The 20,107-nt window shown below is 44.1% G+C and carries 21 protein-coding genes and 1 riboswitch; of the genes, 20 read left to right on the forward strand and 1 reads right to left on the reverse strand.

The annotated features are described in order from the left end of the window. Positions 1 to 115 precede the first annotated feature (115 nt). The 19 genes from SRRS_RS08680 to purH all read left to right on the forward strand — a co-directional run bounded on the left by SRRS_RS08680 (position 116) and on the right by purH (position 18,582). Positions 116 to 910 (forward strand): IclR family transcriptional regulator, encoded by a 795-nt coding sequence (locus SRRS_RS08680; RefSeq protein ID WP_371368015.1) that lies wholly within the window; start codon positions 116 to 118, stop codon positions 908 to 910. A 32-nt stretch (positions 911 to 942) separates the two neighbouring features. Then, positions 943 to 2,286, forward strand: coding sequence for an acetyl-CoA hydrolase/transferase family protein (locus SRRS_RS08685; RefSeq protein WP_371368017.1), 1,344 nt, complete (start codon positions 943 to 945; stop codon positions 2,284 to 2,286). 47 nt (positions 2,287 to 2,333) lie between these two features. Continuing rightward, complete coding sequence (locus SRRS_RS08690) at positions 2,334 to 2,537, forward strand: 4Fe-4S dicluster domain-containing protein (RefSeq protein WP_371368019.1); 204 nt, start codon at positions 2,334 to 2,336, stop codon at positions 2,535 to 2,537. A gap of 14 nt (positions 2,538 to 2,551) precedes the next feature. After that, a complete protein-coding gene (locus SRRS_RS08695) occupies positions 2,552 to 3,619 on the forward strand; it encodes a 3-methyl-2-oxobutanoate dehydrogenase subunit VorB (RefSeq protein ID WP_371368021.1) in 1,068 nt (355 codons plus the stop codon). Between the two features lies 1 nt (position 3,620). Further along, on the forward strand, positions 3,621 to 4,364 hold the full coding sequence (locus SRRS_RS08700; RefSeq protein ID WP_371368023.1) for a thiamine pyrophosphate-dependent enzyme: 744 nt from the start codon (positions 3,621 to 3,623) through the stop codon (positions 4,362 to 4,364). A gap of 4 nt (positions 4,365 to 4,368) precedes the next feature. After that, positions 4,369 to 4,908, forward strand: coding sequence for a 2-oxoacid:acceptor oxidoreductase family protein (locus SRRS_RS08705; RefSeq protein WP_371368025.1), 540 nt, complete (start codon positions 4,369 to 4,371; stop codon positions 4,906 to 4,908). A gap of 323 nt (positions 4,909 to 5,231) precedes the next feature. Further along, the gene (locus SRRS_RS08710) at positions 5,232 to 6,740 is read left to right on the forward strand and encodes a class I adenylate-forming enzyme family protein (RefSeq protein WP_371368027.1); all 1,509 of its coding nucleotides are present in this window, start codon (positions 5,232 to 5,234) and stop codon (positions 6,738 to 6,740) included. Between the two features lie 157 nt (positions 6,741 to 6,897). Beyond that, on the forward strand, positions 6,898 to 7,848 hold the full coding sequence (locus tag SRRS_RS08715; protein ID WP_371368028.1) for an aldo/keto reductase: 951 nt from the start codon (positions 6,898 to 6,900) through the stop codon (positions 7,846 to 7,848). A 349-nt stretch (positions 7,849 to 8,197) separates the two neighbouring features. Then, complete coding sequence (locus SRRS_RS08720; RefSeq protein ID WP_371368030.1) at positions 8,198 to 8,962, forward strand: GNAT family N-acetyltransferase; 765 nt, start codon at positions 8,198 to 8,200, stop codon at positions 8,960 to 8,962. Between the two features lie 14 nt (positions 8,963 to 8,976). After that, on the forward strand, positions 8,977 to 9,507 hold the full coding sequence (locus SRRS_RS08725) for a UbiX family flavin prenyltransferase (RefSeq protein WP_371368032.1): 531 nt from the start codon (positions 8,977 to 8,979) through the stop codon (positions 9,505 to 9,507). Positions 9,508 to 9,610: 103 nt separating this feature from the next. Next, positions 9,611 to 10,075, forward strand: coding sequence for a C40 family peptidase (locus tag SRRS_RS08730; RefSeq protein ID WP_371368033.1), 465 nt, complete (start codon positions 9,611 to 9,613; stop codon positions 10,073 to 10,075). Positions 10,076 to 10,098: 23 nt separating this feature from the next. Then, entirely contained in the window at positions 10,099 to 10,575 is a 477-nt protein-coding gene (locus SRRS_RS08735) for a YhcH/YjgK/YiaL family protein (protein ID WP_371368035.1), read from the forward strand. Between the two features lie 83 nt (positions 10,576 to 10,658). Then, positions 10,659 to 10,760, forward strand: a riboswitch (purine riboswitch). 208 nt (positions 10,761 to 10,968) lie between these two features. Continuing rightward, on the forward strand, positions 10,969 to 12,339 hold the full coding sequence (locus SRRS_RS08740) for an NCS2 family permease (protein WP_371368036.1): 1,371 nt from the start codon (positions 10,969 to 10,971) through the stop codon (positions 12,337 to 12,339). A gap of 226 nt (positions 12,340 to 12,565) precedes the next feature. Further along, positions 12,566 to 13,063, forward strand: coding sequence for a 5-(carboxyamino)imidazole ribonucleotide mutase (gene purE / locus SRRS_RS08745; RefSeq protein ID WP_371368038.1), 498 nt, complete (start codon positions 12,566 to 12,568; stop codon positions 13,061 to 13,063). Positions 13,064 to 13,089: 26 nt separating this feature from the next. Beyond that, positions 13,090 to 13,797, forward strand: coding sequence for a phosphoribosylaminoimidazolesuccinocarboxamide synthase (purC, locus tag SRRS_RS08750; protein WP_371368040.1), 708 nt, complete (start codon positions 13,090 to 13,092; stop codon positions 13,795 to 13,797). Positions 13,798 to 13,839: 42 nt separating this feature from the next. Further along, positions 13,840 to 15,270 carry an amidophosphoribosyltransferase gene (purF, locus tag SRRS_RS08755; RefSeq protein WP_371368042.1) on the forward strand — a complete coding sequence of 477 codons (1,431 nt, stop codon included), beginning with the start codon at positions 13,840 to 13,842 and terminating at the stop codon, positions 15,268 to 15,270. 38 nt (positions 15,271 to 15,308) lie between these two features. Further along, positions 15,309 to 16,382: a phosphoribosylformylglycinamidine cyclo-ligase gene (gene purM / locus SRRS_RS08760; RefSeq protein WP_371368044.1), complete on the forward strand. Its 1,074-nt coding sequence runs from the start codon at positions 15,309 to 15,311 to the stop codon at positions 16,380 to 16,382. Between the two features lie 12 nt (positions 16,383 to 16,394). Next, the gene (purN, locus tag SRRS_RS08765) at positions 16,395 to 17,024 is read left to right on the forward strand and encodes a phosphoribosylglycinamide formyltransferase (RefSeq protein ID WP_371368046.1); all 630 of its coding nucleotides are present in this window, start codon (positions 16,395 to 16,397) and stop codon (positions 17,022 to 17,024) included. Positions 17,025 to 17,040: 16 nt separating this feature from the next. After that, positions 17,041 to 18,582 (forward strand): bifunctional phosphoribosylaminoimidazolecarboxamide formyltransferase/IMP cyclohydrolase, encoded by a 1,542-nt coding sequence (gene purH / locus SRRS_RS08770; RefSeq protein WP_371368047.1) that lies wholly within the window; start codon positions 17,041 to 17,043, stop codon positions 18,580 to 18,582. Between the two features lie 68 nt (positions 18,583 to 18,650). On the opposite strand, the gene SRRS_RS08775 is transcribed toward purH, so the two are convergent. After that, positions 18,651 to 19,370, reverse strand: coding sequence for an SIMPL domain-containing protein (locus SRRS_RS08775; protein WP_371368049.1), 720 nt, complete (start codon positions 19,368 to 19,370; stop codon positions 18,651 to 18,653). A 92-nt stretch (positions 19,371 to 19,462) separates the two neighbouring features. Here SRRS_RS08775 and SRRS_RS08780 point away from each other — a divergent pair, with 92 nt between their 5' ends. After that, entirely contained in the window at positions 19,463 to 20,089 is a 627-nt protein-coding gene (locus SRRS_RS08780) for a hypothetical protein (RefSeq protein WP_371368051.1), read from the forward strand. Positions 20,090 to 20,107 lie beyond the last annotated feature (18 nt).

Consider the following 20,107-nt stretch of genomic DNA (forward strand, 5'->3'; position numbering starts at 1 on the left):
TTCCACGCTAAAAACACAAGGAATTTTCCAAATTGTGTAGAATAACAATATTTAAAATTAAAATTCAGAACGATGTTCGGTATAACCGAACGTAGGCTAGTGAGGAAGAAATAAATTGAGCCAGAATATATCAAGTAATACTGAAAAAAGCAAATACTTAGTTGCATCCGTTGACCGGGCTATCGAATTGCTTTTTATCCTCGAGGGTTCATCGCGCGAAATGGGCGTTACCGAATTAAGCCGGGAGCTCGGAGTGCAAAAAAGCACTGTACACAATTTATTGCAAACCTTATTGGCAAGAGATTTTGTCCGGCAGACCGATACCGGACACTATACCTTGGGTTTTCGACTGATGCCGTTAGGCTTAGCCTGTACAGAACGGCTAAATATCCGCAAGATCGCCTCCCCATACCTTAAAGCTTTGGTGGAAGAAGTTGATGAAGCTGTCTTACTGGCCGTATTATCAGCCGGGCGCCTGACCATTGTGGATAAATTTGAACCAACTCGGCCTGTTTTCATCATTCCGTGTTTTGATTATTGTAATACATTCCATAGTACGGCTTTAGGCAAGGTTTTCCTTGCCTATAATACTGATGAGTTTATTGAAAAAGTGCTTTGCCAGGCATTACCGCAATACACCGCTTGCACCATTAATGACAGACAGGCGCTTACTGAGGAAATTGTTAAAATAAAAGAGCAAGGCTATTCTGTGGCGAGCAATGAGACCATGGAGGGTGTTACTTGTATTGGAGCGCCAATCCTTAATGCCAACGGCAAAATTGAGGCAGCGATTACTGTTTCGGGAACTACGGCTTGTTTCGACAAAGAAAAGTATGAGGCAGTTGCGCAAGTCATGAAAGAAAAGGCAAGATTAATTTCCCAAGAGTTAGGGTATCGTGGTTATTTATAGCCAAGACATACTAGTTTAGACGGAGGGGAATAATGGATATTCAGCGAGAATATCGAGCAAAACTTACGGTTGCCGAGCAAGCAGTCAAAATGGTAAAATCAGGACATTGGGTAGATTACAGTTTTGCGACTGCCCAGCCTATTTTGCTGGACAAAGCATTAGCGGCGCGCACAGGGGAGCTTTGGGATGTCAAGATACGTGGCGGCTTAATTTTAAATCCCTTGGCGGTGGTTGAGGGCGATCCATCAAGAAAACATTTTTGTTATAATAGTTGGCATTTTAGTGGCTATGAACGCAATTTAAGTGATCAGGGGTTATGTGATTATATCCCCATGATTTACCGCAACAAGCCACTATTATATCGTAAGAGCTTGGATGTCGATGTAGCCATGATGTCGGTGGCTCCAATGGATAAAGACGGATTCTTCAGCTTTTCTTTGACCAATTCGGCATCAAAAGCTATTAGCGAGAAGGCCAAAACAGTTATTGTTGAAGTTAATAAAAACTTGCCGGTGGCTTGCGGCGGACAAGAAAACTGTATTCATATCAGTGAAGTAGATATTATCGTTGAAGGCAATAATCCGGTATTACCTGTTATCAATCCGGCACCCATTACGGAAACCGATAAAAAAATCGCCAAGTATATTATGGAACAAGTGAAAGACCGATCCACGATACAACTGGGAATTGGCGCACTACCTAATGCTGTGGGAACAATGCTGGCCGAATCCGATATCAAAGATCTTGGAGTACATACGGAATTGCTGGTAGATGCTTATATGATACTGACCAAAGCTGGCCGGATAACAAATAAATATAAGAATATTGATAAAGGTAAGGCAGTATGGTCCTTATGTGTCGGCAGTCAGGAACTTTACGATTGGGTTAATAATAATGCCGGTTTGGCATCCTATCCAATAAACTATACAAACGCGCCACAGGTTATGGCCGCTATTGATAATCTAATCACTATCAATAATTGTGTGGAAGTTGACATTCTTGGGCAAGTTACATCAGAGACGTCTGGCAGCCGTCAAATAAGCGGAACAGGTGGACAACTTGATTTCTTAACAGGCGGATATATGTCTGAAGGCGGGAAGAGCTTCATTTGTTTCCATTCTACATTTACTGAAAAAAAGACGGGCGAAATGAAATCCCGTGTGCTGATGAGTTTGCCTCAGAGTTCTGTTGTGACCAATCCACGCTCGCAAGCCCATTACCTCGTTACAGAATGGGGAATGGCTGATTTAGCCGGGCGGTCTGTATGGGAAAGGGCAGAACGCATTATTGGTATTGCCCACCCGCAATTTCGCGATGAATTGATAAAAGGTGCCGAAAAATTAGGAATATGGCGAAGGACAAACAAAATTCTATAATTGAATTTTGCATATATAAGGTCAATTAAAATTAAGGAGAGGTGCTTATGCCAAAACCCGTATTTTATCAAGAGAGGTGCAAGGGCTGTGAGTTATGCACAGTTGCCTGTCCCAAGAAGCTTCTCAGTATGTCGACCACATTTAATGGCAAAGGCTACAACTATGCCACTTGCCCGGATGATTCCGAATGTGTGGGTTGCTGCTTGTGTGCCAAGTCCTGTCCGGACACCGTAATTGAGATTCATAAATAATAGGAGTGGTGAAAGTGTCAGAAAAAGTGCTCATGAAAGGCAATGAGGCTATTGCTGAGGCCGCGGTTGCTGCCGGATGCCGGCATTATTTTGGCTATCCGATTACACCGCAAACCGAGATTACCGAGTATATGGCCAGACGTATGCCTCAAATTGACGGCGTTTTTTTACAAGCCGAAAGTGAAATTTCAGCAATTAACATGGTTTATGGGGCAGCCGGTGCAGGCGCCAGAGTTATGACTTCTTCATCGAGCCCTGGAGTTAGCTTAAAGCAAGAAGGTATTTCCTATATTGCCGGAGCTGAACTGCCTTGTCTCATCGTAAACATTATGCGTGGCGGCCCTGGTCTTGGCGGTATCCAACCAGCACAAGGTGATTACTTCCAAGCTACAAAAGGCGGCGGCCATGGTGATTACCACAATATAGTTCTTGCACCTAATTCGGTACAAGAAATGGTAGACCTTACTGTATTAGGCTTTGATCTAGCCGATAAGTACCGCAATCCGGTAATGCTGTTAGGTGATGGGGCGCTTGGTCAAATGATGGAGCCTGTAGAGATTAAAACAGGTGAAATTAATAAAGTTGAAAAGCCCTGGGCCGCTGCCGGTCTGCGCGGGCGCACTACTCCCAATATAATTAACTCCCTGTTCTTAAAACCAGAAGAACTGGAAAAGCATAATAACCGCCTGCAGAAAAAGTATGCGGAAATTCAGGAACAAGAAATGCGCTGGGAAGAAATTAATACTGAAGATGCCGAGTTGATATTGGTAGCCTATGGCATTACTTCCCGTATCGCCCATTCTGCTATGGATAAAGCACGGGAAGCCGGCATGAAGGTTGGTATGTTGCGGCCGATTACTTTGTGGCCGTTCCCGGAACCGCCTTTTGCCAAGCTGGCTAAAACTGCTAGCGCCTTCTTAACCTTAGAGCTCAGTGCTGGTCAAATGATTGAAGACGTACGCTTAGCCACCCATGGCGCCAAACCTGTCCATTTCTATGGCCGTACCGGCGGTATGATGCCGAGCCCTGTGGCCATTTATGAAGAAATTGCTAAGATTATGAGCGGCAAGGGGGGCAAATAAGATGGCAGAAGTATTATTTTCCAGACCTAAAGCATTGGCGGATGTATCTACTCACTATTGCCCTGGTTGCCATCATGGGATTATTCACCGGCTGATCGCCGAAGTTATCGATGAACTTGGCATTCAGGACAAAGCAATCGGTGTAGCGCCTGTTGGCTGTGCCGTACTTGCCTATGATTATTTTAACTGTGATATGCTGGAAGCTGCCCATGGCCGTGCACCAGCTGTTGCTACCGGTGTAAAACGGGTATGCAAGGACGCCGCTGTCTTTACCTATCAGGGTGATGGCGATTTGGCGGCCATTGGTTGTGCTGAAATCGTTCATGCTGCTGCACGCGGTGAAAAAATAACCACCATCTTTGTTAATAATGCGATCTATGGTATGACTGGCGGCCAAATGGCTCCTACTACGCTCCCTGGCCAAGTTACAAGCACCTCTCCGTATGGCCGTAAGACTGAAGTAGCCGGTATGCCTATCCGCGTATCGGAAATGCTCGCCACGCTAGATGGCCCGGCGTTTATTGCCCGGGTTGCTGTTAATACCCCAGCCAACATGAATAAGGCCAAAGCTGCTATCAAAAAAGCATTTGAAATGCAGCTTAGCGGTAAAGGGTTTACCTTGGTAGAAGTACTGTCCATCTGTCCTACTAACTGGGGTAAAACACCAATTGAGTCCGTAAAATGGATGGAAGAAAATATGTTGCCGCAGTATCCGCTCGGCATTTATAAAGATGTGCAGGGGTGATAACATGAAACATGAAATAGTTATGTCCGGCTTCGGCGGGCAGGGTGTTTTGCTAATGGGTCAGATTCTAACCTATGCAGGAATGCTTGAAAATAAAAATGTTTCCTGGATTCCTTCCTATGGTCCGGAAATGCGCGGTGGTACGGCCAACTGTTCAGTAATTATTACAGATGGCCCTACAGGATCGCCAATGGTTGATCAGCCATCGGCTGCTGTTGTTCTTAATCTGCCGTCTTTGGATAAGTTTGAGCCGACAGTTCAGCCTGGCGGTGTTTTGATCGTCAACAGTTCGTTGATTGATAAACCTGTTAAGCGTACCGATATTAAAGTTTTCCGGGTACCTGTTAACGATATTGCGACAGAACTGGGCAATGTAAAAATGGCCAACATGGTTGCCTTAGGAGCTCTTATCGGTGCTACCGGTGCTGTTGAAATGGATATTCTTTTTGAAGCTTTTGCGAAAAAGTTCGCCTCGAAACCAAAGGTTATTGAAGCCAACAAGATAGCAATTAAAAAAGGATATGACTGTGTAAAACAGGCTTAACTTATACTGAAAAAACCGATATTAGCAAGAGAAAAAAAGACTATAAGATTTCCTTTTGGAAGTTTTTAGTCTTTTTTTTTATTGCAAATAGTATATAATAAATCGAGAAACAGGATAACATTATTGTTAAGCTGCTGGCGTGAGCATGTTTATAATACAGGTACAGGGGACAGAGCACCGAAAGCTATGCTTTGGGTGCTCGTTTTGTGTTAATTATCGAATTGTATCGGTATACTACATATAGACAAATTGACGACATGTCAGGATACAATTGCGTTTGGAGTTGATTCCCAGCTCTACATAAGAAAGGGGTGTAATTTTAATTGTTCGTTCATGATCTTGTTCTGCAAGGAAAGCCAGACAGTGTAGCTTTTCATGGCAAAGATCCAGTTACCTATACTGCTTTTTGCGAACAGATACGGAAATATCGCAATTATTTTTATATGTCCGGTATTCGGCAAGGAGAGAATGTCGGGTTATTTTCCAGAAACTCGGCCGAATTCGTATATTGTTATATGGCCATAGTCAGTTTGGGAGCGGTTGTTGTACCCATTAATTTTCAGCTGACGGCCCGCGAAGTTGCTTATATTGTTAGGGATGCTAAAATGAAGCGGCTTGTTACCATGGAACCGCTTTCTCTCGAGTCTGAGCTTATTCAGCAGGAATATGTTCAAAAAGTTAAGCAGCTTGTCATTCCTGAAATCAAGGAAACCTTAGTACAGACAGCATTGTCTGACGCACCGGCGTTACCTAGTGACTTTGATGAAAATCAGCCGTGTGCAGTTATTTATACCTCCGGGACAACAGGGACGCCCAAAGGGGCTGTGCTGACCCATAAAAATCTTGTCAGCGATGCTGAAGCATTCCAAAATATGCTGCCGGTTCATTCTGGTGATAATGTACTCTGCGTGCTGCCTATGTATCATTGTTTTGCCTGGACTTGTGCCATATTAAATTCGCTCTTAGCCGGAGCGGCAATTACTATTTTGGAAGCTTTTGCACCGAAAGAGACAATTGTTGCAATTAAAGAGTTTGGTGTAACTGTTGTTTATGGAGTACCGCCTATGTATAACTTTTTAACTCGGGTGGGAGAACGGGAAGATTTGGCGAGCGTCAGATATTTTATATCCGGTGGAGCTTCGCTGCCTGAAAAAGTGGCACAGCAGTTTGATACTAAATATGGCAAAAAAATTGTTGAAGGCTATGGGCTTTCTGAAGCTTCGCCGGTAGTGACATTAAACCCCATCCAAAAACCAAAATACTGCTCGATCGGTAAGGCTCTCCCGGGGGTGGCGGTTAAGGTTGTTGACCCTGATGGAAATGATGTTGCTCCCGGCCGGGTGGGTGAAATTGTCGTACGGGGATCCAATGTTATGAGGGGATATTTTAACTTGCCGGAAGAGAGTGCTAAGGTATTGAAAAACGGTTGGCTTCATACCGGCGATTTAGCCTACGAAGATGAGGAAGGCTACTTTTTTATCGTTGACCGATTGAAAGATTTAATTATAGCCAATGGTGAAAATATTTATCCGCGGGAAATTGAAGAATTGCTGTATGCTTACCCTGGTATTATTGAAGCAAGTGTAATCGGAGTTCCTGACGAACTACGCGGTCAGGTTGCCCGGGCTTATATTGTAATGAGCGAAGGAAAAAACTTTAATAAGAAGGCAATACGGGAGTACCTCCAGAATAACATTGCTGCTTATAAAATACCCCGGGACTTTATTGTTATTGATACCTTGCCCAAGAACCAAACAGGCAAAATATTAAAACGTATACTTAGAGAACAAGCCAGTCAGAATGATAAGTTAGTAGTAAACGCTTGCAGTTAATTACGGCTGTTTTCGTAGCGTTTTTATTATTGATAAATAGAGCCAAAGCCTGTATAAAGGGGCTTGGCTTTTATTTATTTCCACAAAGTAAGGTTACTGTTTTACCATAATTATGGTATATTTAAACTGGAAAAACTGCTAATAAGGACGTGAGGCTATGCAAAAACGGAAACTGGGGAAAACAGGCATTGAGGTCACCGAATTGTGTTTTGGTGCTTTGCCCATGGGGCCAATACAGAAAAATGTGCCTGTGGCCGATTGCGCAGATGTTGTGGAAAAAGCTTTACAAAGCGGGATAAATTTTATTGATACGGCGCAAGCCTACAAAACCTACGAGCCTATAAAAATGGCTATGGATAGAACGGGGATTAGACCGGTAATTGCGTCTAAGTCCAGTCAAAAAACATATGAAGGCATGGCGATGGCTGTAGAGGAAGCGCTTGGCGCACTTGGTATTGACTACATAGACATCTTCCACCTTCATGCCGCACGCGAAGGGGAAAACGCGTTTGAGGTATACAAGGATTCGCTCCAATGCCTTGTGGATATGAAGAAAAAAGGCAAAGTCAAGGCTGTCGGGATTTCTACCCATCATACAGCGGTAACAAGACTGGCAGCAGATGTTGATGTCATTGATGTGGTATTCCCCATTATTAATAATAAAGGCCGTGGCATTATGGGTGGAACTACAGAAGATATGCTGCAGTCCATGGAGAAAGTAGCTAAGGCGGGTAAAGGGCTTTACCTGATGAAGGTGTTAGGCGGTGGTTCACTAATTAATGAATATGATGAAGCACTCAAATTTGCCAGAAATATTGAAGGATATGCTTCTATTGCAATTGGCATGGTATCTATCCCGGAAGTTGAGTTTAATGTGAAGTACTTTAACGGAGAGCTTGCTAATGCTGTAATCTCGCTGGACAAAGCCGAAAAGAAAGCAGTAGTGGTGGCTCGTAATTGTAAAAGCTGCGGCCAATGCATAGCGGCTTGTCCGGCTGATGCTATCAGTTTTGACGATGACAATAAAGCCAGAATTGACTCGGCTAAATGCTTGACTTGCGGTTATTGTACGCCTGTTTGCCCTGAGTTTGCCATTCGTGTAATCTAATAGTCATTTTAAAACCAAAGTTTTGTTACAATTGCGAACAGAACTTTGGTTTTTTTGCCTGCTCGAAAGATGAATTAAAAATCGGATAAGAGCAATTAACTTGCAGTGGTTTGGTGCAAGCTGCATTTTCTTTACTTGAAACAAAGGATATTTCCATTTATAGTATACTGGTAAGCAATTATCCTGTGACTGATCTTCAAATAGGGTTAATATCTATCTGGAAGCTAAGTCTGTTTTTACGGGATTTTTTATAAAAGGGTTGGCTTAGCACGGGAGGTGAGCCGCTACGATAAGGTTATTAACAAATGACGATGAATCTGAGGTTAAACGCTATCTTGACAGAAACTATATGGAGACTACGATTATTAGCGGCAATCTCGAAAAATCCAGGATTTATAATGACCGGTTAACTCGTTACTGCGGGGATTATTACGGTTATTTTGATGAAGGCAGCCTGAAAGGTGTTGCAGCATTTTATAATGTGGGTATTGTTATTCCCCATTTTGAATCACCCGCAGCAGCACCTGGATTTATCGAGATTATGAGAAGACGTAATTTTGAAGTGGTTGCCGGCATGAAACGGGTAGTAGAACCGCTGCACAGGGTATTGGCGCAGTATAAAAAAGTGTCATCCTATGAAGATAGTTGGTGTTTGATTAATAAAGGTTTTACACCGCATATTCTAAAAAGTTCCATTACTATTGTTGAGGCCAGGTTGTTTGATCAATCTGCAGCCGTTAGCTTCATTGTTGAAGCTTACCGGCAAGGTTTTAATCGCCGATTCAATTCAGAGTTAGCAGTAAAGATGCTGGCTGATTGTGGCCCGGAAGAAGATTTTATTTTTCTTTTGGATAACGGTGTTCCCAAAGCGCAGGCCATTATACAAGTAGCTACCCGCCGGATTTGCCAAATTGGCGGCGTATATACGACAGAAGAATGCAGAAGTAAAGGCTATTGCAAAGCTTTGGTTTCGGAATTATGCCACCGGATTTATGCTTATGGAAAAACGCCAGCCTTAATGGTGCGGAAGGACAACATACCAGCCGTAAAAGCCTATCAGTCAATTGGTTTTACTTATCTTGACGACTATTTGGTCGTGAAATTCAAAATCTGAACGGAGGAATTACTGTGCGCATAGCGGTTGGCGTAACCGGTGCCAGTGGAGCTATATATGGCTATACCTTGATTAAGGCTTTGACTGAGTTGGGGATTGAAGTACATGCAGTATATACGGAAATGGGACGTAAAGTGCTCGAATATGAATGTAGCGTAACATTGCAGGATATCGAACGTTATGCTGTGATATACGATAATGCTGATCTGTTTGCTCCGCTAGCTAGCGGCTCGTTTAAAACTGGTGGTATGGTAGTGGTTCCCTGCTCTATGCATACCTTGGGGGCATTGGCTACTGCCAGCGGTCGTGATTTATTAACACGGGCGGCAGATGTTACGTTGAAAGAACAGAGAAAATTGGTTGTAGTCCCGCGGGAAACACCAATGACGGCCATTCATGTAAAGAACATGCTGACATTGGCGCAAGCCGGAGCTGTTATTATGCCGGCATCTCCTCCTTTTTATCCTAAGCCTGACACCTTAGACCAACTAGTTGACGGTTTAATAAGACAAATCCTGAGTGCTTTGCAGCTTGTGCCTTCCTAAGCGGTTGACGATTAGGGTAAAGGGAGAAAATGCAAAAAAATAGAGGAATTTCCAGAATTTTGCCGAATATGACAAGCTAAATAACTGGACAGAGGTGAATCTAATGCGGCCAACGATAAAGTTTTCCGCCGTATACCTTGTTGTTTTTATGCTTGTCTTGGCAGTAATTCCTGCTTTTGCTGCACCCCCTAAAAAAACAGTTAATCAAGGAAAGGATACGATTGTCAAAACTGCGGAAAAGTATCTGAAGACACCTTACCGTTTTGGCGGCGATACTCCAAGAGGTTTTGATTGTTCAGGTTTTGTGAAATACGTCTACGAACAGCATGGCATAAAGTTGCCGCGCACAGCCGATGTTCAGTACCAACGCGGTAAAAAAGTCGAGCGTACCAATCTTAAAGCCGGCGATTTGGTCTTTTTTACTACCTATGCACCAGGCGCATCTCATGTGGGTATTTACTATGGCAATGGTAAGTTCATTCATGCCGCTACCAGTCGCGGTGTAATGATTAGCCGGTTGGACGAAGACTACTGGAAGCCTAGATATCTTGGGGCCAGAAGAATATAATAGCATGTACCGGAGGCGTAATTATGATTTTTGGACATATTTCGACTTGGAAGCAGGACGCAGCACTCCTTCCCCAAGCACTTGTGAAAGGGCTTACATATCTTGCTAAAACTGAAATAGCCAGCTTGCCTGTTGGTAAGCATGAAATAGAGGGCAAAGATATCTATGTGTCTGTTAATGAATATGAAACTGAGCCACGCAGTGCCAGGCGGGCAGAGGCTCATGCAGAGTATCTGGATATTCAATTTATGATTTCCGGTCAGGAGCAGATAGCCTATAGCATACTATCTCCGGCCAATAAAGTTTTGGCTGACGAACTTGCTGACAATGATGTTATCTTTTATAAAAATGTTGAGCGTGAAACCGAGCTGATAATGACGGAGGGGACTTATGCTATTTTCTTTCCATGGGATGTCCACCGTCCTAACTGCGTTTTGGATCAGCCCTGTAAAGTGAAAAAGGCCGTTGTCAAAATTAAGATGTCACTCTTAAATCAATAGAAATAGCGATTCCGAACAATAATAAAAAAAACATAAATAAAGTTCGATTTTTTATTGACAGGTTTTATCTAATGCTGGTACAATACAAGTAAATAAATACTGCTCGTATATATTTGAGAATATGGCTCAAACGTTTCTACCAGGCGACCGTAAATCGCCCGACTACGAGTGAAAGTGCGTCTAGGGTTCCGCGTAGCACTCATGTGTTACGGTTTGTGACCAAGTGACGCAGGTGTTAGCTGCTAACACTACACCGATGGGATAAAAACCCTGGCGGGGAAGTTTCGCTCTTTAGTTTTATGCGAAATTTCCCTGTCAGGGTTTTTTGGCATTTGATTAAAGGTGTAGGGTTCTCGGCACACTATTATTACTCGGAAAAGGGAGAGAATGAAAATGTTGGAGAGAATGTTTGAACTCACCGCCCGCAAAACAGATGTAAAGACAGAGGTAATCGCGGGTATTACCACCTTCATGACTATGGCCTACATACTTTTTGTTAACCCCAGTATTCTGGGTGCTGCCGGTATGGACAAAAACTCCGTGCTGCTGGCGACAGCGATTGGTGCCGGCCTGGTTTCTATTATGATGGGCGTATTTGTCAACTACCCGATTGCTTTAGCTCCTGGCATGGGCCTTAACGCTTTTTATGCTTTTACAGTAGTAATTGGTATGGGTGTTACTTGGCAGGTTGCACTTGGTGCAGTATTTATTTCCGGTCTTATTTTTCTTCTGCTTACCGTAACCCAAGTCCGACAACTGCTGGTCGAAGGTATGCCGACTTCTCTAAAACATGCAATTACCGTAGGTATTGGCTTGTTTATTACTATAATTGGTTTGAAACTCTCTGGCATTATGAGTATCCGCTTATCGTTGATTCCGCCAACTCTTGAAAAAATTGTCGCCGCTAAAGGTAATGGAACTCCCCTGTCTTTTGAAACAATTATAGAAATGGGTAAATTTAATCATCCAGAAATATTGCTTGCAGTGTTTGGGTTAGTGTTTATGGCCATTTTGATGGCACGCAATGTAAAAGGCTCAATGCTTATTGGGATTTTTACCACAACTATTCTTGGTGTCATTATGGGTATTGTTAAAATTCCTGCTGGTTTCAGCCCGATAGCTATTCCGGATTTAAGTAAAAATGCATTCCTGGCTCTTGATATTATGGGCGCTCTCAATATGGGCCTTACCGCTATTGTTTTTACCTTCACATTTGTTGAGTTGTTTGATACGATGGGTACTCTTGTTGGTACTGCATCGAAAGCCGGTCTTATGGACAAACAAGGCAAGTTTCCGGGCATTGGCAAAGCTATGCTTGTTGACGCCACAGGTGTAAGCTTGGGCGCTATGCTTGGCACAAGCACAATTACCGCCTATGTAGAAAGTGCTGCCGGCGTTGGTGCTGGCGGGCGTACTGGCTTAACCGCTGTTGTTTGTGGTGGATTATTCTTATTAGCACTGTTCTTTACGCCGCTTGCCGGTCTTATCCCTGATGCTGCTACTGCCCCGGCTCTTATCATAGTTGGTGCTTTGATGATTGAATCTATTCGTCATATTGATTTTGGTGATCTCACAGAAGGCTTACCGGCATTTCTGACAATCGTTATGATGCCGTTTACCTACAGCATTGCAAACGGCATTTCAGCCGGTCTTGTAATGTATCCGCTGTTAAAGCTGGTAACCGGTCGTGGCCGCGAAGTACATTGGATTGTATACATCCTTGCTGTGCTCGTTATTGCTCGATTCGTATTCCTGGCGGAATAACGGGAAAATAACCCAGATATTTGTAAAAGAATATCTGGGTTTTATTACAACATTATTGGCTTCGTATAGTATCCAATAAAGATTTACAGGCATGTTGTCCCAAACCTGCAGGAAAGCATATAACAACATGCCTCTTAGAAAATGTTTATTGGATTCAACTGCTGTTTACTCTTTTAAGATGCTATTAGAGCCTTTTGGCTTATAGATACAGCGAAAGGATGATGATATGAAAGTAGCAATTATAATGGGAAGCGATTCAGATTGGCCGGTGTTGGAGCCGGCGGTTACGCAACTGACTGAATTTGGTATTGAAACAGAAGTATTGGTAGCATCTGCCCATCGCACTCCTGATAAAGTACACCGGTTTGTTGCCGAAGCGAAAGACCGTGGTGTTAAAGTCATTATTGCTGCAGCCGGAGCGGCCGCTCATCTGCCAGGAGTTGTAGCCAGCTTTACAACCCTTCCGGTAATCGGTATACCTATCAACGCTACTCCGCTTGGAGGCATGGATGCTCTCTTAAGTATAGTTCAAATGCCTGCAGGTATTCCGGTAGCCACAATGGCAATCAACGGAGCTAAAAATGCGGCTCTATTTGCTGCACAAATACTTGCCGTTCATGACGTTAGGTTGGCTGAAAAACTGACAGCCCATCGTCAGGCTATGGCAGAAGAAGTAGAGAAAAAAGATGCCCGTCTTGCTGAAAAGCTGGCGGCTCAAAAATAGTTTTTAATATAAGGGAGGAAATTATTATGACACAAAAACCTATGTATGAAGGAAAAGCTAAGCAGGTATTCGCAACTGATAATCCGGACGAACTAATGGTATATTTTAAAGATGACGCAACTGCTTTTAATGGTGAAAAACGCGGTACTATTGGCAATAAAGGGGTACTCAACAACAAGATATCCACATTTTTCTTTAATCTTTTAGGGGAAAAAGGGATACCACATCATCTTGTCAAAGTAGTTAGCGATAGGGAAATGCTGGTTAAAAAACTGGCCATTATCCCGGTAGAAGTAGTTGTCCGTAATATTGCAGCCGGAAGCTTGGCTAAGCGCATTGGCTGGGAAGAAGGCCGCAAATTGCCGTCAACCGTTGTTGAACTCTACTATAAAGATGATGCTCTGAATGATCCTTTAATTAATGATTACCATATAAAAGCTATGGGGTTGGCTACTCCTGAACAAGTTGAGACAATGGAAAAATACGCGCTCAAAATTAATGAAATCTTATCGGCTTTCTTGAAAGACAAAAAATTGGAATTAATTGACTTTAAGCTAGAGTTTGGCATACACAAAGGTGAAGTGCTGCTTGGTGATGAAATCTCGCCGGATACTTGCCGCTTCTGGGACAGTGAAACAGGCCAAAAATTGGACAAAGACCGTTTCCGCCGCGACCTTGGCAATGTAGAAGAAGCCTATCAGGAAGTATTAAGAAGAATAACTGGCCAAGCGTAGCCGGTTCCCCATACTGTTTCAGAGGTAGAAAGGAGAAACCAATTGCTTTACGATATACACAGCGACAAATGGCGGGAAGAGTGCGGGATATTTGGTATCTTCGCACGTCAGGAAAATGTGGCGTTATCTACCTACTGGGGCTTGTATGCCCTGCAGCATCGTGGACAGGAAAGTGCCGGCATTGCGGTAACCGACGGCAATGTTATGGATGTGCAACGGGGCATGGGTTTGGTCAATGAGGTATTCCGTCAAGGTCTGCCTGAATTGCCTTCTCATATTGCGATAGGCCATGTACGTTACTCAACAACGGGATCAAGTTTATTGCGCAACACCCAGCCTATGCTGGTTAACTTCTCTGGCGGTCAGCTTAGTTTAGCCCATAACGGCAACCTGACCAACGCTCACGAGATACGTGCCGAGCTTGAGCAAAAGGGTTGTGTATTCCAGACATCGATTGATAGTGAAGTTATTGTAAATATAATTGCCCGTTCGTCTAGGCCTACTATTGAGGAAAAAGTAATCGACAGTCTGCAAGATGTTGAGGGAGCCTATAGTTTGGTCATAATGACCGAACAAAAACTTATTGGTGTTCGTGACCCGCATGGTTTCCGTCCGCTGTGTTTAGGGCGGTTAGGGGATGGCTGGGTGTTGGCCTCCGAAACGTGTGCTTTAGACACGGTAGGCGCTGAGTTTGTGCGCGACATTGAACCTGGTGAGATGGTAATCATTGATGACAGCGGTGTGGTTTCACGGCGGTTTGCTGAAACCGACAGACGGGCAGGCTGTGTCTTTGAATATATTTACTTTGCCCGTCCCGACAGTGTTATTGATGGTCAGAGTGTCTACCAAGCCAGATTTAACATGGGGCGTACGCTGGCTAGAGAAAGTAAGTTTAAAGCCGATATTGTTATTTCTGTACCTGACTCGGGTACGACTGCCGCTCTTGGCTATAGCCATGAATCAGGCATACCTTTTGCCGAAGGGCTTATGAAAAACCGTTACATTGGCCGTACGTTTATCCAGCCTGACCAGAAAAAGCGGGATATGGGTGTACGGATTAAATTAAATGCCGTAACATCGGTAGTCAAAGGTAAGTCTGTTATTATGGTCGATGACTCTATTGTTCGCGGTACTACCAGCGGTAAAATTGTCCGTATGCTAAAAGATGCCGGCGCTACTGCTGTGCATATGTGTGTAAGCTCACCGCCTATTGGTTTCCCTTGTTACTATGGGATTGACACTTCGGCGCGCAAGGAGCTGATTGCCGCTTCCAAACAGGTTGAGGAAATCAGACAATTTATTGGCGCCGACTCACTTCACTATTTATCACTTAAAGGCTTGCATGCGTCAATTGATCATATTCATGAAAAGACGCTGTGCAACGCTTGTTTTAACTGTGATTACCCGGCGCATACGCCTGGTGAAGGCGATTGTTCCAATAATAAATTTTTGTTTGAGCCAAGCAAAGAGTAAGGCTCAAACAAAATCAAGAATATTGCAGGAGGTCAAAGATGGCCGACAACCAAAAAAATAATTCAGAAACTACAAAGACAAATGTTCAATTAACTTATCGCGACGCAGGTGTTGATATTGATGCCGGTAATAAAGCTGTTGAACTGATGAAACGTCATGTTCGCGCTACCTACCGCCAGGAAGTGCTTGGTGATATTGGGGGGTTTGGCGGCTTATTTGCCCTTAATGCCGGTAAGTATCGCCAGCCGGTACTTGTAAGTGGTACTGATGGTGTAGGCACTAAGCTAAAGATTGCTTTTATGGCAGACAAGCACGACACCATTGGTCAAGATGGTGTAGCGATGTGTGTTAATGATATTTTGGTGCAAGGCGCTGAACCGTTATTTTTCCTTGACTATTTGGCTGTCGGTAAACTGGAGCCGGAAAAAGTAGCTTCCATCGTCAGTGGCGTAGCGATGGCCTGTCGTGAATCAGGCTGTGCGCTTATTGGCGGGGAGACTGCTGAAATGGCTGGTTTTTATCCTGACGGGGAATATGATATTGCCGGATTTGCCGTAGGTGTTGTTGATAGAGATAAAATTATAACCGGGGAGAAGGTTAAACCCGGCGATGTTATCATTGGTTTGCCCTCTAGCGGGGTTCATTCCAATGGCTACTCATTGGTCCGAAAAATCTGTTTTGATGTTAAAAAGTTTAGTATAGATACTTATATTCCGGAATTTGGCCGGACCTTAGGTGAAGAATTGTTAGAGCCGACCAGGCTATACCCCAAAGCCTGCCTGCCGCTGTTTGAGAAGTTTGATATTCATGGTATGGTTCATATTACCGGCGGCGGTTTTTATGATAATATCCCCCGTGTACTTCCTGAAAATTGCGGCGTTGAAGTCGATACTACCGCTTGGCCGGAACTGCCTGTTTTTAAACTATTGCAAGAATGGGGCGGGGTTGCTAAAGCTGAAATGTACCGGACGTTTAATATGGGAATAGGTATGATTCTGATTATTCCGGCCAAGCAGGCAGCTGCCGTGCAGGCAGATCTTGCCGCTAGGAACGAAAAATCGTATCTTATTGGCAAGGTTATTGCCGGGGAACATCAGGTGGAACTTAAGTAAGGGGGCTGTTTCATGAACAAAACGGTAATCGGCGTATTGGCATCCGGGCGCGGCAGTAACTTACAGGCGATTGTTGATGCCATAAATGCTGGACGGCTTGATGCTAAAATTGGCGTGGTTATCGGCGATAACCCGGAAGCCAATGTATTAAAACGCATGGCCGGGTCGGACATTCCGACAGTTTGTATTGACCGGAGGCAGTTTGCCACCAAGCAGGAGTTTGAGGCTGCTATAGCCGAAGAGTTAAATCTTCACCATGTAGAATTGGTGGTATTGGCCGGCTTTATGCGGATTCTAAGCCGTTATTTTATTGACCGGTTTGCCGGAAAAATCATGAACATACATCCCTCGTTGCTCCCGGCTTTCCCTGGGGAAGATGCCCAGAAGCAAGCCTTGCAGTATGGGGCTAAAATCTCCGGTTGCACGGTTCACTTTATCGATGAGGGTATGGATACCGGTCCGATTATTTTACAGGAAGCAGTACCTGTTTTGGAAGACGATACAACAGAAACTTTAGCAGATAGGATTCTGCATGTTGAACATATTCTATATCCCCGGGCAATTGCCTTATACTGCGAGCGGCGGTTAACTATAGAAGGACGACGGCGTGTACGTATCCTAAATGAAGAACGAGAAAGCTGAGTAGAAAGGAAGAACCATGAAAATAAAACGTGCCCTTTTAAGTGTGTCAGATAAAACTGGCATTGTGGAGTTTGCCAGAAAACTTCACCTCCTGGGAGTTGAACTTGTTTCAACAGGCGGTACAATGAAGGCCATTAAAGCCGCTGGTATCCCCGTAACCTATGTAAGCGAAATTACTGGTTTTCCGGAAATTATGGACGGCAGGGTTAAAACGCTTAATCCTTATATTCATGGTGGAATTTTGGCCATTCGGGATAATCCCAGTCATCAAGCGGCTATGGTCGAACATAAAATTACAGGAATCGATTTGGTGGCTGTCAACCTATACCCTTTCCGCCAGACGGTAGCCAAGCCGGGTGTCACCTTGCACGATGCCGTAGAGAACATTGATATCGGCGGACCAGCTATGATCCGGGCTGCTGCTAAAAATTTTCACTATGTGGCAGTTGTGGTAAATCCAGCGCGCTATGAAGAAGTTATTAACCAACTGACTGCTGAAGGTGAAGTTGCTTTGAAAAACCGGATGGCGCTTGCACAGGAAGCTTTTAGCCATACTGCCAGTTATGATGCTTATATTTCCCGCTATTTGAGTGAGCAACTGGGACAAGGTCTTTTCCCGGAGACGCTGCATTTGGTCTATGAGAAAGCGCAAGACTTGCGCTATGGAGAGAATCCGCACCAATCAGCTGCCTTCTACCGGGAACAATACTATTCCGGTCCTGGTGTAGCCAATGTTAAGCAGCTTCATGGCAAGGAACTGTCCTTTAACAATATTGTTGATGTGGAAGCTGCCTATGTGTTAGCTGCGGAATTTGAGCAGCCGGCAGCGGCTATTATTAAGCATACCAATCCTTGTGGCACCGGTATCGGCGCCACACTGGCCGAAGCTTATAAAAAAGCTTATCAGGCCGATCCTGTGTCTGCGTTCGGCGGTATTGTTGGTTTAAACCGTGAAGTAGACAAAGAAACTGCGCAGCAAATCAGCGAGATATTTATCGAAGCAGTTATTGCTCCGGCATTCAGCGAAGAAGCGATTGCTGTTCTGACCGCTAAGAAAAATATTCGTCTGCTGGCAACAGGATTGCCGCAGGCTGATAATGCCAGCTTTGACATTAAATCAGTAACAGGTGGAGTCTTACTCCAACAAGCTGACAGGACAACTGCGCCGAAAAGTGACATGAAGGTAGTTACCAAACGTCAGCCGACAGCAGCCGAATGGGAACAACTTTTATTTGCCTGGAAAGTCGTTAAGCACGTAAAGTCCAATGCAATTGTCATTGTAAACGATAATAAAACTCTGGGGGTTGGCGCTGGCCAAATGAACCGTGTTGGCGCTGCCGGCATTGCATTGGCACAGGCTGGCGAGCAGGCTAAAGGGGCTGTTTTAGCTTCAGATGCTTTCTTCCCATTTGCAGACACAGTTGCCGCCGCCGCTGAAGCTGGCATTAGTGCGGTTATTCAGCCGGGTGGTTCAGTAAATGATGAAGATTCAATAAAAGCCGCCGATGAAAAAGGCATTGCCATGGTGTTTACCGGCATGCGGCATTTCAAACACTAAAAGGATATAAAATAGCCAAAGTCCGTATCACATGTCAGTGATACGGACTTTTTTCAAGGATAAGTTTACTATTCTAATTCGACTACTACCTGTACATTGGCTGTTAATGTGATTAACCCGGCAGAGATAGGTGTTGACTGCCCAGCATCCAATGCACTTAGTTTATAACGAGTGCCAATCTCGGGTGACTGGAGATGAACACTATTTTCGTTTACTGTTTTTATTCTAACTACTTGTTTGTTTAAAGCAGCGGCAATAGCATCGGCCTTGCGCAGTGCATCACGGACGGCTTGAGCCAAAGCTGCATTCTTGATCTCACTATCGGTGTTCTTGCCAAACCGCACATTATTCACTTGGTTAGCGCCGGCATTTAGGGCGGTGTCAATCACTTCACCAGCCTTGTCGGGAACAGTAGTTACGATGATGCTGTTGGTAACCTGGTAACCTTTAATGCTTGGCAGGCGGCGGCCGTTGTCATCATTTTTGTAGAGTGGTGTTACATCGTAGTTTGCGGTTTTTATGTATTCAGATTTGATACCCGCGATTTCTAACTTGTTACGTAGTTTGGCTGAGATATCGGCATTTTTGGCTTGGGCTTCGCCGAGGGTTTCGGCTTCGGTCACGGTACCTAAATTAATATAGGCAGTATCGGGGGCTATTTCTTCTTGATAGTTGCCGCTTACCTGAACTTCGGTAGCGTTGGGGTTTTTCTCGGCGGCCAGCGCTGCCGGCAGGGCTAACACGGTGATTAGCAGGGCTAACACTAATGTTTTAATTGTTTTGTACATAATAATCATCTCCTTCGCTTATATAAACGTGACAATATATAAAAAGTAACGGATAAGAAAAAATAAATTTAAAAATTTTCCGGGAGGCCAGGATGTTAAAGAATTTAGCGGATCGCTGGCATAGTTTTATCGGACTGTTAACAGCGAGTTCTGAGGCAGCTAATGTATATAGCCTCATTGCCGATAGTTACGGCCAGTATTTTAGATATTATCATACTTTGAACCATCTTGATGATTGCTTTAAACAATTTGAGGCAATCAAACCGGAACTGAATCATCCCGCGCTGCTTGAGTATGCTTTATGGTTTCATGATATCGTTTGTATCCCGAATTCTCGGAGTAATGAAACGTTGAGTGCGGCGGCTGCTGCCTATATGGCAAGTATCCTGGATTTGCCTGTTGATTTTGGCAACAAGGCCGCGGATTTAATCATACTTACAAGCCATAACGGGTTGACTGGCTGTCAGGACGGGGCTTATTTACTGGATATTGATTTAGCAGTACTTGGACGTGAATGGGAAGGTTTCCTTGAATACGAAGGGCAAATACGCTCAGAATACAGTCATATTAATCAAGTGCAGTACGTGCAGGGCAGAAAAAAGGTACTCGGACAGTTTCTTAGCCGTTCGGCTATCTACCAGACAGATTATTTCCGGGAAAAGTATGAACGGACGGCCAGGGGAAATTTAACAAGATTGAATGAATTATTACAGGCATGATAGTTTATCCGATGGCAG

The organism is Sporomusa rhizae, from assembly GCF_041428845.1.
Classification (GTDB): Bacteria; Bacillota; Negativicutes; order Sporomusales; family Sporomusaceae; genus Sporomusa; species Sporomusa rhizae.

Excerpts from the sequence above, each read along its gene's own strand:
- SRRS_RS08685 (WP_371368017.1), top strand. The coding sequence starts at position 943 with ATGGATATTCAGCGAGAATATCGAGCAAAACTTACGGTTGCCGAGCAA.
- SRRS_RS08690 (WP_371368019.1), top strand. The coding sequence starts at position 2,334 with ATGCCAAAACCCGTATTTTATCAAGAGAGGTGCAAGGGCTGTGAGTTA.
- SRRS_RS08700 (WP_371368023.1), top strand. The coding sequence starts at position 3,621 with ATGGCAGAAGTATTATTTTCCAGACCTAAAGCATTGGCGGATGTATCT.
- SRRS_RS08705 (WP_371368025.1), top strand. The coding sequence starts at position 4,369 with ATGAAACATGAAATAGTTATGTCCGGCTTCGGCGGGCAGGGTGTTTTG.
- SRRS_RS08715 (WP_371368028.1), top strand. The coding sequence starts at position 6,898 with ATGCAAAAACGGAAACTGGGGAAAACAGGCATTGAGGTCACCGAATTG.
- SRRS_RS08720 (WP_371368030.1), top strand. The coding sequence starts at position 8,198 with ATGGAGACTACGATTATTAGCGGCAATCTCGAAAAATCCAGGATTTAT.
- SRRS_RS08730 (WP_371368033.1), top strand. The coding sequence starts at position 9,611 with ATGCGGCCAACGATAAAGTTTTCCGCCGTATACCTTGTTGTTTTTATG.
- SRRS_RS08735 (WP_371368035.1), top strand. The coding sequence starts at position 10,099 with ATGATTTTTGGACATATTTCGACTTGGAAGCAGGACGCAGCACTCCTT.
- SRRS_RS08740 (WP_371368036.1), top strand. The coding sequence starts at position 10,969 with ATGTTGGAGAGAATGTTTGAACTCACCGCCCGCAAAACAGATGTAAAG.
- purE (WP_371368038.1), top strand. The coding sequence starts at position 12,566 with ATGAAAGTAGCAATTATAATGGGAAGCGATTCAGATTGGCCGGTGTTG.
- purC (WP_371368040.1), top strand. The coding sequence starts at position 13,090 with ATGACACAAAAACCTATGTATGAAGGAAAAGCTAAGCAGGTATTCGCA.
- purM (WP_371368044.1), top strand. The coding sequence starts at position 15,309 with ATGGCCGACAACCAAAAAAATAATTCAGAAACTACAAAGACAAATGTT.
- purN (WP_371368046.1), top strand. The coding sequence starts at position 16,395 with ATGAACAAAACGGTAATCGGCGTATTGGCATCCGGGCGCGGCAGTAAC.
- purH (WP_371368047.1), top strand. The coding sequence starts at position 17,041 with ATGAAAATAAAACGTGCCCTTTTAAGTGTGTCAGATAAAACTGGCATT.
- SRRS_RS08775 (WP_371368049.1), bottom strand. The coding sequence starts at position 19,370 with ATGTACAAAACAATTAAAACATTAGTGTTAGCCCTGCTAATCACCGTG.
- SRRS_RS08780 (WP_371368051.1), top strand. The coding sequence starts at position 19,463 with ATGTTAAAGAATTTAGCGGATCGCTGGCATAGTTTTATCGGACTGTTA.